The sequence below is a fragment of the Xanthomonas sp. NCPPB 1128 genome (genome assembly GCF_001043115.1).
In the GTDB taxonomy this organism is placed as follows: Bacteria; Pseudomonadota; Gammaproteobacteria; order Xanthomonadales; family Xanthomonadaceae; genus Xanthomonas_A.
On record NZ_LFME01000005.1, the window covers coordinates 1 to 12475 of the forward strand.

A 12475-nucleotide genomic window follows, 5' to 3' on the forward strand; every position below is an offset into this window, starting at 1 on the left:
CAACAAATGAGGGTGGGGCGGGGTGCAAACGAGTATATAGCAGATGCTATATGGATTAGCATTGGCAATTCAAATCGCTGCGATAGCCCGGATTTCGGCCAGAATAGGCAGGTGGCCGGCAGGGCGTCGGCACCGGACAAGGGCGTTGCGATGCAGAAAAGCGGGAAGTCGATGGCGCCGCCGGCGGTGCTGCTCGACGCCGAAGTGCAGGTCGAAAGCTTCCGCCAGGTGCGCGAGGCGCACCGCCTGGAGCTGATCGAGGACTACGTGGAGCTGATTTCCGACCTGCTCGCCGACGGCGGCGAAGCGCGGCAGGTGGATATCGCCGCGCGCCTGGGCGTGGCGCAGCCGACCGTGGCCAAGATGCTCAAGCGGCTGGTCAAGGGCGGCTGGGTGGTGCAGCGGCCCTACCGCGGAGTGTTCCTGACCGCCGAGGGCGAGGCGCTGGCCGCGGCCAGCCGGCAGCGCCACCAGACCGTGGAGCAGTTCCTGCTTGCCCTGGGCATCGACGCCGACACCGCGCGTCGGGATGCCGAGGGCATCGAGCACCACGTCAGCGAAGCGACGCTGGCGGTGTTCGCCGAGTTCGTGCGCACGCACAGCGCGTCGCGATGAGCGCTGGCGACGACGTGCAGCAGGCGCGCGACGCGCACTGGATGCGCCATGCGCTGGCCCTGGCCGAACGCGCCGAGCGCGAGTTCGACGAGATCCCGGTCGGCGCGGTGCTGGTCTCGGCCGACGATGAGGTGTTGGGGGAGGGCTGGAACCTCAACATCGCAGAACACGACCCCAGCGCGCATGCCGAGATCGTCGCGCTGCGCCAGGCTGGCCGCCGGCTCCGCAATCACCGCCTAGTCGGCAGTCGCCTGTACGTGACCCTGGAGCCGTGCGCGATGTGCGCGATGGCGGTGGTGCATGCGCGTGTGGCGGAGCTGGTCTATGCCGCCACCGATCCCAAGACCGGTGCCTGCGGCAGCGTGTTCGACCTGCTCGCCGATCCGCGCCACAACCATCGCGTGCAGGTCCGCGGCGGGGTGCTGGCGATGGAGGCCAGCACGCGCCTGACCAATTACTTTCGCGCCAAGCGCGGCAAGCCACCGCTCGGCGCGTGAGCTGCCAGCTCTGCCGGTCGCGCAGTTCGCGCGGTATCATTGACGCTTGATACGACACTTCCGCGCCGGCCTCGCCGCCGCGAACGACAGGACGGTGATATGGCGCAAGCGCACGTGGCGAACGATCGGCTGATCTGGATCGATCTGGAAATGACCGGCTTGGATACCGATCGCGATTCGATCATCGAAATCGCCACGGTGGTGACCGACGCCCAGCTCAACGTGCTGGCCGAGGGCCCGGAGTTCGCCATCGCCCATCCGCTGCAGACGCTGGAGGCGATGGACGAGTGGAACCGCAACCAGCACCGCCACTCCGGCCTCTGGCAGCGCGTACTCGACAGCCGGGTCACGCTGGCCCAGGCCGAGGCCGAGACCATGGCGTTCCTGACCCAGTGGTGCAAGCCCGGCACCTCGCCGATGTGCGGCAACTCGATCTGCCAGGACCGGCGTTTCCTGCACCGGCAGATGCCGCGACTGGAGCGTTTCTTCCACTACCGCAACCTGGACGTGTCGACGCTGAAGGAACTGGCGCGGCGCTGGGCGCCGGCGGTGTCGGCCGGGCTGACCAAGACCTCCTCGCATACCGCGCTCAGCGACGTGCACGATTCCATCGACGAACTGCGCTACTACCGCCCGTTCATGGGCACGCTGGGCGGGCAGGGCCAGGGCTGATCCGCGCTCGGGATGCTTCAGGCCGCGTATGCAACAGGCCGCCCGACGGTCGTCGGGCGGATGCAGCAGGGCAGGGGATGCAGCGAGTGACGCCGTCGCTCAGCGCGCCAGCGGCGGTCCCGGTTTGGTCTCGCCGTCGTCGGTGACGCCCTTGGTCAACAATTCCGCGATCGGACGGCCGTCGGCATCGTGGTGGTACACGTGCAGGTCGCGCTGCGGGTACGGAATGCTGAGTCCGTTTTCCAGCAACTGGTTGCGGATCTGCTCCAGCGTACTGCTCTTGGCCGCGCCGAAATCGCCGTTCTTGGCGTAGCCGAACAGCATCAGGTCCACCGTGCTCTCGCCCAGGTTGGTGACCTGCACGAACGGGGCGGGCGTCTTCAGGATGTTCGGATTCTCTTGCGCGATCTGCAGCAGCAGCTCCTGCGCTTTCTTCAGGTCATCGCCGTAGCCGACGCCGACGGTGATCTCCAGGCGGCGGTTGGGCAAGGTGCTGTAGTTGACGATCGGCGCGGTGGTGATGGTGCTGTTGGGCAGGGTCACCATGCGCTCGTCGAAGGTACGGATGCGGGTCTGGAAGATCCGGATCTCGTCGACCACGCCTTCCTGGCCGGCCACCACCACGTGGTCGCCGTCGCGCATCGGCCGCAGCACGATCAGCATCACCCCGGACGCGATGTTGGACAGCGAGTCCTTCAGCGCCAGGCCCACGGCCAGGCCGGCGGCGCCGAGCACGGCGAACAGCGAGGTCGGCGGCACGCCGATCTTCTGCAGCGCGGTGACCAGCACCAGCACTAGCATCAACGCATAGGCGACGTTGCGCAGGAAATTGCTGAGCGTGGCTTCCACCCGTGCGCGCAGCAGGGCGCTGCGCAACCATTCGCTCAGGCGCTTGGCGATCCACATCCCGACCACCACGATCAGGATCGCCACGCCCCAGTTGAGCGCGTACTGCGCCCAGTCCAGCGTCCGCCAGTCGAACGGACGCGCCGCCCGCGTCGCCGGCGCAGCGGTCGTGGCCGCCGTCAGTGCCGTCAGCCACGACTGCATCGGCATCACCCTTTGCTCTTGAGCTTGGCCAGGCGCAGCCAGGTGTCGACCACGGTGTCGGGGTTCAACGACACCGATTCGATGCCTTCCTGCATCAGCCACTCGGCCAGGTCCGGGTGATCCGACGGGCCCTGGCCGCAGATGCCCACGTACTTGCCCTTGGCTCGCGCGGCCTTGATCGCCATCGACAGCATCTTCTTGACCGCCGGATTGCGCTCGTCGAACAGGTGCGCCACGATCGAGGAATCGCGGTCCAGGCCCAGGGTCAGCTGGGTCAGGTCGTTGGAGCCGATTGAGAAGCCGTCGAAGATCTCCAGGAATTCCTCGGCCAGCAGTGCGTTCGACGGCACCTCGCACATCATGATGATCTTCAGGCCGTTCTCGCCCTGGCGCAGGCCGTTGCTGGCCAGCACCTCGACGACCTTGCGGCCCTCCTCGAGGGTACGCACGAACGGGATCATGACCCACATGTTGTCCAGGCCCATCTCGTTGCGGACCTTCAGCACGGCCTTGCACTCCAGCGCGAACGCAGCGGCGAAGCTCGGATCGACATAGCGGCTGGCGCCGCGGAAGCCGATCATCGGGTTCTCTTCGTGCGGTTCGTAGTTGCTGCCGCCGATCAGGTTGGCATACTCGTTGGACTTGAAGTCCGAGAGGCGCACGATCACCGGGTGCGGCGCCACCGACGCGGTCAGCGTGGCGATGCCCTCGGCCAGGCGGTTGACGTAGAAGCTCACCGGGTCGGCATAACCGGCGATCTTCTCGTCGATCTTCTTCTTGGTCGCCGCGTCCTGCTTGGCGTACTCCAGCAGCGCGTTGGGATGGATGCCGATGTGCGCGGCGATGATCATCTCCAGGCGCGCCAGGCCGATGCCGGCGTTGGGCAACTGGCCGAAGTCGAACGCGCGCTCCGGGTTGGCCACGTTCATCATGATCTTCAGCGGTGCCGGCGGCATGTTGCCCAGATCCGTGGTGGTGCGCTCGAACGGCAGGCGCCCGCGATAGATGTAGCCGGTGTCGCCTTCGGCGCAGCTGACGGTGACTTCCTTGCCGTCCTCGACCAGCTCCATCGCGTTGCCGGTGCCGACCACCGCCGGTACGCCCAGCTCGCGGGCGATGATCGCCGCGTGGCAGGTACGGCCGCCGCGGTTGGTCACGATCGCCGAGGCGCGCTTCATCACCGGCTCCCAATCGGGATCGGTCATGTCCGCGACCAGCACGTCGCCGGGCTGCACCCGGCTCATGTCCTCCAGGCTGCGCACCACGCGGGCGACGCCGGCGCCGATCTTCTGGCCGATGGCACGGCCTTCGGCGATCACCTCGCCGCGCTGCTGCAGCGCGAAGCGTTCGATCTGGGTGGCGTGGCCGCGCGACTTCACCGTCTCCGGGCGCGCCTGCACGATGAACAGCTTGCCGCTGACGCCGTCCTTCGCCCACTCGATGTCCATCGGCCGCTGGTAGTGCTGCTCGATCACCAGCGCCTGCTTGGCCAGTTCCTGCACGTCTTCGTCGCTGATCGAGAAGGTGTTGCGCAGCTGCGCCGGGGTGTCCTCGATGCGCACGCGCTCGCCCGGCACGTCCGAATACACCATGCGGATCAGCTTGCTGCCCAGCGAACGGCGCAGGATCGCCGGCTTGCCGGCCTTGAGGGTGGGCTTGTAGACGTAGAACTCGTCGGGATTGACCGCGCCCTGCACGACCATTTCGCCGAGGCCGAAGCTCGAGGTAACGAACACCACGTCGCGGAAGCCGGACTCGGTGTCCAGGGTGAACAGCACACCGGAGGCGCCGACGCCCGAGCGCACCATCAGCTGCACGCCGGCCGACAGGAACACGTCCTCGTGCTTGAAGCCGTGGTGCACGCGGTAGGCGATGGCGCGATCGTTGTAGAGGCTGGCGAAGACTTCCTTGACCTTGTGCACCACGTCGTCGGCGCCGGTCACGTTGAGGAAGGTTTCCTGCTGTCCGGCGAAGCTGGCGTCGGGCAGGTCTTCGGCGGTGGCCGAGGAGCGCACCGCCACGGCCACGTCGCCGCCGCCGTTCTCACTGCACAGTTGCGCGTAGGCCTCGCGGATCGCCTGATCCAGTTCCGGCTGCAGCGGCGCATCGATCACCCAGCCGCGGATTTCCTTGCCGGCGACGGTCAGCGCGCCCACGTCTTCCACGTCCAGCGTGGCCAGCTTGTCGAAGATGCGCTGGTACAGATCGTTGTGGGCGACGAAGGCCTTGAACGCTTCGGCAGTGGTGGCGAAGCCGCCCGGCACGGACACGCCGAGGCCCGCCAGGTTGCCGATCATTTCGCCGAGGGAGGAATTCTTGCCACCAACGCGAGCCAGGTCGGCCAAGCGCAGCTCATGCAACCACAGGATGTTCTCGTTCAAGCGCGATGCTCCGTTAGGCCATCGCCCGAGGCGGGCTGAATGGCCGCGTCCGTGAGGGAAGAAGCCGATATGATGCAGTGCGCACCCGAGCCGGCACAAGCGAAGCGGGTGCATCCGTTGGGTTTCAGCCAGGAGAATGCAGGCAATGTCGACGATCAGACCGGTGTTCTACGTGTCCGATGGAACCGGTATCACCGCTGAAACCATTGGGCATAGCCTGCTCACCCAGTTCAGCGGTTTCAGCTTCGTCACCGACCGCATGTCGTTCGTCGACGATCCGGAAAAAGCCCGCGACGCGGCACAGCGCATCCATGCCGCAGGGGAGCGCTATCAGGTTCGGCCGATCGTGGTCAACTCCTGCGTCGATCCGCAACTGAGCATGTTGCTGGCCGAGAGCGGGGCGCTGATGCTCGACGTGTTCGCACCCTTCATCGAGCCGCTGGAACGCGAATTGAACGCGCCGCGGCACTCGCGGGTGGGGCAGGCGCACGGTCTGGTCGATTTCGAGACCTACCACCGCCGCATCAATGCGATGAACTTCGCCCTGGCGCACGACGACGGCATCGCGCTCACCTATGACGAGGCCGACGTGATCCTGGTGGCGGTCTCGCGCGCGGGCAAGACCCCGACCTGCATCTACCTGGCGCTGCATTACGGCGTGCGCGCGGCCAACTATCCGTTGACCGACGAGGATCTGGAGAGCGATCGGTTGCCGCCGCGGCTGCGTGCCTACCGCAACAAGCTGTTCGGGCTGACCATCGATCCGGAGCGGTTGCAGCAGATTCGCCAGGAGCGGCGGCCGAATTCGCGCTACTCCAGTGCGGAGACCTGCCGGCGCGAAGTGGCGGCAGCCGAAACCATGTTCCGCATGGAGCGGATTCCGACGCTGAGCACCACGCATACCTCAATCGAGGAGATTTCCAGCAAGGTGCTGGCAACGCTGGGACTGCAGCGCGAGATGTTCTGAGCGGGCGGGGCCGCCCCTGGCGGCAACGGCATTTCCGCACGCCGCCGCACGGATTTCCACGGTAGGCCGCCGGCGCCGATCCGTCAATGCTGCCGCCGGCGCGATCCAGCGTGTAGGATCGGTCCATGCAGCACGCCATGACCCGCAGCGAACGCATCCCCCGGCTCAGCCGTTTCGGCTGGCTGATGGGGCTGTACGCCGAGAACTATCTGCACCTGAACCGCCTGTTCGTGCCGGCCGACCTGGCCGCCGGCAGCTATGTGTCCAGCATCGGCGACGGCCTGGACCTGCGACTGGACGTGATCGAGCGCCACCGCTACACCGTCGAACTGCGCCTGACCTACGGCCTGTGCGACCCGCTGACTGGCGAGCCCGACCCGTCGGCCTACGTGCGCCTGTACCTGGACGCGCGGCAGGCCGAGACCACGCACTGCTATGTCGGCCGCCGCTGGCAGGACGTGATGGGGCTGTATCCGCCGCCGGCGGAACTGATCAGCCACCGCATGCGCATGAACACCTTCCTCGGCAAATGGCTGGAGTACCTGGCCGAGCGTGGCCACGGCGTCGCCACCCTGCGGTCTGCGCCGCCACTGCCGCATGCGCCGCGCGACGCTGCGACGCCGGCGGTCTGACCGTCTGACTTCCGCCTGGACCAGGCAGCAGCGCGGATACGGCATACTGCGCGCCCGTCGCCTTCCGCCGTCACCGCATGCCTTACACCCCCATCGTCGCCACCTTGGGCTACGTGCTCTCGTCCGACCGCAGCCAGGTGCTGCTGGTCCACCGCAATGCCCGGCCCGGCGACCATCACCTGGGCAAGTACAACGGCCTGGGCGGCAAGGTGGAAGCGGACGAGGACGTGTTGGCCGGCATGCGCCGCGAGATCCTGGAGGAGGCCGGCATCACCTGCGAGGCGCTGCAGTTGCGCGGCACCATCAGTTGGCCGGGGTTCGGCAAGCACGGCGAGGACTGGCTGGGCTTCGTGTTCCTGATCGAGGCCTACGCGGGCGAGCCGTTCGCCGAGAACGCCGAGGGCACGCTGGCCTGGGTGCCGATCGCGCAGATGGACACGCTGCCGCTGTGGGAGGGCGACCGCCACTTCCTGCCGCTGGTGTTCGACGGCGACCCGCGCCCGTTCCACGGTGTGATGCCGTATCGCGACGGACGCATGCAGTCCTGGCGCTACTCGCGGGTCTGACACGCTCGCGCTTCCATCAAGCCCCTCTCCCGCCGGGAGAGGGGTTGGGGTGAGGGTGCGGCGCGAAAGCGACGCGCGGGCTGGTTGCACCAGGCGCCGCCCGTACCCTCATCCGGCCCTTCGGGCCATCTTCTCCCGACGGGAGAAGGAACAGCCTCCTCCAACTCCTGTCCGGAGATGGGCAAGGGTGTCGCGCGCCGCTCGGTCGAACGTCCGCGCGACGCCACGTCCGCCTTGTCCACAGCTGCTGTGGATCGATCCTGCACAAGCCTGTGGGCAAGCGTGGCAAGTCATTGAAAGGGCTGCCCGATGTTGTCGGGTGGTGAAAATTTCAGCAGTCCCGGTCGCGCTTCTCCACAGCCTGTGTGGATGAAATCGCACGAACGCTGTGGATAAGCTGCTGGCGGCGTTGTGCCGCAACGGCCGCCGTCGCGCTGGCGAAAAATTCGCCAGCGTCGATAGCGACCCAGCAGCCGGACGTGCGTGCTCGCCGCAGCGTTACTGCGCGGTCCAGCCGCCGTCGATGGCAATGGTCTGCGCGGTGATGTTGCGCGCCGCCGGCGAAGCCAGGAATGCTACGCAGCCGGCCAGCTCGTCGTAGGCGATGAACACGCCCTTGGGCATCGGCTTGAGCATCACCTGGGCGATCACGTCGGCTTCGGAAATGCCGCGGGTGCGCGCCTGGTCGGCGATCTGCTTGTCCACCAGCGGCGTTTTCACGTAGCTGGGGCAGAGCGTATTGATGGTGATGTCGGTGTCGGCAGTCTCCAGCGCGATCACCTTGGAGAAGCCGACCAGGCCATGCTTGGCAGCGACGTAGGCGCTCTTGTACGGGCTGGCGACCAGCGAGTGGATGCTGCCGATGTTGACGATGCGGCCGAAGCCGCGCGCGCGCATGCTCGGCAGCACCGCCTGGGTCAGCCGCGCCACGCCGGTCAGCATCACCTCCACCAGCAGGCCCCACTTCTCCATCGGAAAGTCTTGCAACGGCGCCACGTGCTGCAGCCCGGCGTTGTTGACCAGCACGTCCACCGGCCGGCTCAGCGCCGCCAGCGCGGCCTGGATGCTGTCGGTGCTGGTCACGTCCAGCGCCACCGCCTCGGCCGAGCCGCCGGCGTCGCGCAACTGCGCGGCCACCGCTTCGGCTGCGCCGAGGTCGAGGTCGCTGACGACGATGTGGCGGCCGTCGGCGGCCAGTGCATGGGCGATGCCGGCGCCGATGCCGCTGGCGGCGCCGGTGATCAGGACGGTCTGCATGGGGAGTACCTGCGCGGAGTGGGGAGCGGTCAGCGTAGCAGCGCGCCGCGACGCCCGGCAGCGGCCGCTCGCCAGTGCGGCGGCGCCACGCTACCCTGTGCCGTCGCTCGCCGCTCACGCCGGATCCGCCACGTTATGCCGATGAAACGCCACTTCTCCATGCTGCGCGAGTTCCAGCTGGCCGACTGGTTCACCTTGGCCAATGCCTTCTGCGGCACCGGCGCGGTGTTCGCGGCGATGCGCTTCCTGCAGGATGGCCGCCGCAGCGACCTGCTGTTCGGCATGGCGCTGATCCCGTTGGCGTTCGTGTTCGACGCGCTGGACGGGCGGGTGGCGCGCTGGCGCAAGTCGTCCTCTACCCTGGGCCGCGAGCTGGACTCGCTGGCCGACGTGATCTCCTTCGGCGTGGCCCCGGCCGCGCTGGCCTACGCCTGCGGCATGCAGGGCGGCTGGGACTGGCTGGTGCTGAGCTTCTTCGTCTGCTGCGGGGTCAGCCGCCTGGCCCGCTACAACGTCACCGCCGAGCAGATCGCCGGCGACGGCGACAAGGTGCCGTACTTCGAGGGCACGCCCATCCCGAGCAGCCTGGGCCTGGTCATCGTGCTGGCGATCGCTGCGCACCTGGGCCATATCGGCGACGCCTTGTGGTGGGGCGAGTGGCGGTTGGGGCCGTGGCTGCTGCATCCGCTGGCGCTGCTGTTCGCGCTGTCCGGCTCGCTGATGATCAGCAAGACGCTGCGCATTCCCAAGCCCTGATCGCAGCGGGTTGCTATCATCGCGGGCCAGTTCGGGAGAGTGGCGATGAAGGCTAGCGGCGGCAGTGGCGCCGGCGATTTCGAGGCGATGACGCGGCAGTACTGGGAGGCCTGGAGCGCTGCGTTGCGCCAGGGCACGCCGGCCCCCGCGTCGGCCGCTTCTGGTAATGGCTCGGGTTCCTGGCGCGAAGCGATCGCGGCCTGGAGCCAGTGGCTGCCGCGCGGCAGCGCGCCGCAGGCCGAGGAGGCGGTGGCGCAGTTCCAGCAGCAGGCCGGCGATTGGCTGGGCGCGATGCAGCAGGTGGCCGCGCAGTTCGCCGGCCGCGACGCCAGCAGTGCCGACGTCGCCGAGGCCTGGAAGCGCCAGGTGCAAGGCCAGCGCGAGCAGTTGCTGCACTGGCTGCTGGGTGCGGTGCGCGGCGCCGGCCAGGCCGGCATCGATCCGTGGTTGCAGCAGGCGGCACAGTGGCTGCAGGGCATGCAGCGCGACAGCGGGCCGTGGCTGCAGATGCCCGGGTTCGGCCCGGCACGCAACCACCAGGCACGCTGGCGGGCGCTGGCCAAGGCACAGCAGGACTACCAGACGCAGTTGCAGGCCTATCTGGGGCTGCTGCAGGGCGCCATCGACCGCGCCTTCGGCCTGTTCGAGGAGAAGTTGCGCGAGCATGAGGACCCGGGCCGGCAACTGACCAATGCGCGGGCGATGTTCGATCTGTGGATCGACGCGGCCGAGGAGGCCTATGCGGCGGCCGCGCTGTCGCCGGAGTTCCGCCAGGTCTACGCCGACGTGGCCAACGCGCAGATGCGCCTGCGCGCCCTGCTGCAACGCGAGACCGAGCAGGTGTGCGAGCAGGTGGGCCTGCCCACGCGCACCGAACTGGATGCCGCGCATCGGCGCATCGCGGACCTGGAACGGCGGCTGCGGCGGCTGGAGCGCGGTGAGGGGCAGGGTGCGACTGTCGTAGCTGGACCTGCACCGGTTGCCGCGGCCCCGGCCGCGCCGCAGAAAGGTGCCAGGAAGACCGCGGCCAAGTCGTCCGCTGCGCGCGCGGCAGCCGTCGCGTCCGAATCCAAATCCAAATCCAAGTCCAACACCGCCAAGCCAGCGAAGTCCGCGCCCGCCGCCAAGCCGCGGCAGACCGGCGCCACGCCGGCCACACGCCGGAGCCGCGCATGAAGGGACCGCTGAGTTTCAGCAGCGACGATCTGGTCCAGGAAACCCTGGAGCTGCAGCGCAAGTTGCTCGAGGGGCTGCGCGTGCTGCCGGGCCTGGACACGGTGGACTACGGTGCCACCGCGCGCCAGGAAGTATGGCGCGACGGCAAGGTGGTGCTGTATCGCTTCGTCGGCGAACGCCCGCCCACCGCCAAGGTGCCGCTGCTGATCGTCTATGCCCTGGTCAACCGTCCGTACATGGTCGACCTGCAGGCCGATCGCTCGCTGGTGCAGGGCCTGCTGGCGCTGGGCCTGGACGTCTACGTGCTCGACTGGGGCTACCCGGACCGGTCCGAGCGCTACCTGACGCTGGAGGACTATCTGCTGCGCTACATCGACGGCGCGGTGGACCACCTGCGCGCGGCCGGTGGCGGTGCGCCCATCAACATGCTCGGCATCTGCCAGGGTGGCACGTTCTCGCTGTGCTACGCAGCGCTGCAGCCGGAGAAGGTGCGCAACCTGATCACCATGGTCACGCCGGTGGATTTCCACACTCCGGACAACATGCTCTCCAACTGGGCGCGCCAGGTCGACGTCGACCTGTTCGTGGACACGCTGGGCAACGTGCCGGCGGACCTGATGAACGTCAGCTACCTGATGCTCAAGCCGTTCCGGCTGAACCTGCAGAAGTATGTCGGTCTGCTCGACATCCTCGACGATCCGCGGGCGCTGGAGGATTTTCTGCGCATGGAGAAGTGGATCTTCGATTCGCCTGATCTGGCCGGCGAGACCTTTCGCGAGTTCGTCAAGCAGTTCTACCAGGACAACGCGCTGATGCACGGGCGCGCGCGCATCGGCACGCACACGGTGGACCTGGGCCGGGTCACCATGCCGGTGCTCAACGTCTATGCCGAGCAGGATCACCTGGTGCCGCCGAATGCCTCGCGGGCCCTGCGCGGCGTGGTCGGCAGCGGCGACTACGCCGAGCTGAGTTTCCGCGGCGGCCATATCGGCATCTACGTCTCCGGCCGCGCCCAGCGCGAGGTCCCGGCGGCGCTGCATCGGTGGCTGGCCGAGCGCGATGGCGGGCACTGAAGGCTGACCGTCTTGCGCCGTCACGCGGCGCCCGCACCGGCGCGCGTAGAGTGGATGGCCGTTGTTGATGGAGCTGCCGCCATGTCGCAATCCCGTTCGCTGTCGCGCTCGTTGAACGACCGCATGATCGCGGGCGTGATGGGCGGCATCGCCCACCGCTTCGGCTGGAATGCGACCCTGCTGCGGGTGCTGTACGTGGTGGGGTCGATCGTCTCGGCCGCGTTCCCCGGCATCCTGGTCTACCTGATCCTGTGGCTGCTGATTCCCAACGAAGCCGACTGAAACGATCGCTGCCGCTGGCTTGGCGCCGCGTTGGCATCGCCGTCGGCGTTCTGTGGACCTCGCCCAACACCGCCCTGGGTGTGCTCGCCGGTGCCATCGCGCTGGTCTTCGGTGCGCGCCTGCGCTTCAGCCGTCGCGAACTTGCGTTGGTGTTCGAACGGGTGCCAATGCGGCCGCGCGGGGCGATGACCCTGGGCAACGTGATCCTGCTCAGTGCCGACGATCTGGACGTGGCCTGCGCCACCTACGAGCACGCTGCCGGTCGCTGCCGGCATCCGGCAGTACGGCTCGGCGACCACGAGCGTGCGCACGTGCTGCAGTACATGCTGCTGGGGCCGTTGTTCCTGCCGGTCTACCTGGCCTGCGGTGGGGTCAGCGTGCGCAATCCGCTGGAGCGCGCCGCCGATCGCTACGCGCTGCACGGCCGCGGCTGGTGGCCGGGGAGTGGCTGAGTGCGTGGCGCCAGCAAACAGCTGCTTTCGCAATGCATGACGTTGTCGCGTAGGAGCGGCTTCAGCCGCGACGGGCTTTACCGGGAACGCCCCGGTCGC

General features: G+C 67.9%; 14 protein-coding genes. 11 read left to right on the plus strand and 3 right to left on the minus strand.

Annotation, left to right across the window (positions count from 1 at the left end):
• Positions 1-150: 150 nt before the first annotated feature.
• The 3 genes from mntR (at position 151) to orn (ending at position 1784) form a co-directional block, all read left to right on the plus strand.
• Positions 151-615, plus strand: coding sequence for a manganese-binding transcriptional regulator MntR (gene mntR, locus ACP93_RS05155; RefSeq protein WP_048489709.1), 465 nt, complete (start codon positions 151-153; stop codon positions 613-615).
• Positions 612-1112 carry a tRNA adenosine(34) deaminase TadA gene (tadA, locus tag ACP93_RS05160; RefSeq protein ID WP_048489710.1) on the plus strand — a complete coding sequence of 167 codons (501 nt, stop codon included), beginning with the start codon at positions 612-614 and terminating at the stop codon, positions 1110-1112. Before mntR ends, tadA begins: the two co-directional genes overlap by 4 nt.
• Positions 1113-1211: 99 nt before the next feature.
• On the plus strand, positions 1212-1784 hold the full coding sequence (gene orn, locus ACP93_RS05165) for an oligoribonuclease (protein ID WP_048489711.1): 573 nt from the start codon (positions 1212-1214) through the stop codon (positions 1782-1784).
• Between the two features lie 99 nt (positions 1785-1883).
• On the opposite strand, the gene ACP93_RS05170 is transcribed toward orn, so the two are convergent.
• Both ACP93_RS05170 and ppsA read right to left on the minus strand, forming a co-directional pair.
• Positions 1884-2834 (minus strand): mechanosensitive ion channel family protein, encoded by a 951-nt coding sequence (locus ACP93_RS05170; RefSeq protein WP_048489851.1) that lies wholly within the window; start codon positions 2832-2834, stop codon positions 1884-1886.
• Positions 2835-2839: 5 nt separating this feature from the next.
• Entirely contained in the window at positions 2840-5215 is a 2376-nt protein-coding gene (ppsA, locus tag ACP93_RS05175) for a phosphoenolpyruvate synthase (RefSeq protein ID WP_048489712.1), read from the minus strand.
• Positions 5216-5360: 145 nt separating this feature from the next.
• Between ppsA and ACP93_RS05180 the strand changes: the two genes are divergently transcribed.
• The 3 genes from ACP93_RS05180 (at position 5361) to ACP93_RS05190 (ending at position 7380) form a co-directional block, all read left to right on the plus strand.
• Positions 5361-6182, plus strand: a complete 822-nt coding sequence (locus tag ACP93_RS05180) for a posphoenolpyruvate synthetase regulatory kinase/phosphorylase PpsR (protein ID WP_048489713.1) — start codon at positions 5361-5363, stop codon at positions 6180-6182.
• Positions 6183-6307: 125 nt separating this feature from the next.
• Entirely contained in the window at positions 6308-6814 is a 507-nt protein-coding gene (locus ACP93_RS05185) for a DUF1249 domain-containing protein (protein WP_048489714.1), read from the plus strand.
• 77 nt (positions 6815-6891) lie between these two features.
• The gene (locus ACP93_RS05190; protein WP_048489715.1) at positions 6892-7380 is read left to right on the plus strand and encodes an NUDIX hydrolase; all 489 of its coding nucleotides are present in this window, start codon (positions 6892-6894) and stop codon (positions 7378-7380) included.
• 498 nt (positions 7381-7878) lie between these two features.
• Here ACP93_RS05190 and ACP93_RS05195 read toward each other — a convergent pair whose 3' ends face one another.
• Positions 7879-8637: a 3-hydroxybutyrate dehydrogenase gene (locus ACP93_RS05195; protein WP_048489716.1), complete on the minus strand. Its 759-nt coding sequence runs from the start codon at positions 8635-8637 to the stop codon at positions 7879-7881.
• A 141-nt stretch (positions 8638-8778) separates the two neighbouring features.
• On the opposite strand from ACP93_RS05195, the gene ACP93_RS05200 reads away from it, so the two are divergent.
• The 5 genes from ACP93_RS05200 to ACP93_RS05220 all read left to right on the plus strand — a co-directional run bounded on the left by ACP93_RS05200 (position 8779) and on the right by ACP93_RS05220 (position 12376).
• On the plus strand, positions 8779-9393 hold the full coding sequence (locus ACP93_RS05200; RefSeq protein ID WP_017909499.1) for a CDP-alcohol phosphatidyltransferase family protein: 615 nt from the start codon (positions 8779-8781) through the stop codon (positions 9391-9393).
• Positions 9394-9438: 45 nt separating this feature from the next.
• Entirely contained in the window at positions 9439-10569 is a 1131-nt protein-coding gene (phaE, locus tag ACP93_RS05205) for a class III poly(R)-hydroxyalkanoic acid synthase subunit PhaE (RefSeq protein WP_048489717.1), read from the plus strand.
• Positions 10566-11642, plus strand: a complete 1077-nt coding sequence (locus tag ACP93_RS05210; protein WP_048489718.1) for a class III poly(R)-hydroxyalkanoic acid synthase subunit PhaC — start codon at positions 10566-10568, stop codon at positions 11640-11642. Before phaE ends, ACP93_RS05210 begins: the two co-directional genes overlap by 4 nt.
• A gap of 81 nt (positions 11643-11723) precedes the next feature.
• Complete coding sequence (locus tag ACP93_RS05215) at positions 11724-11924, plus strand: PspC domain-containing protein (RefSeq protein WP_048489719.1); 201 nt, start codon at positions 11724-11726, stop codon at positions 11922-11924.
• Positions 11921-12376, plus strand: coding sequence for a hypothetical protein (locus ACP93_RS05220; RefSeq protein ID WP_053069697.1), 456 nt, complete (start codon positions 11921-11923; stop codon positions 12374-12376). The genes ACP93_RS05215 and ACP93_RS05220 overlap by 4 nt, the downstream gene beginning before the upstream one ends.
• Positions 12377-12475 lie beyond the last annotated feature (99 nt).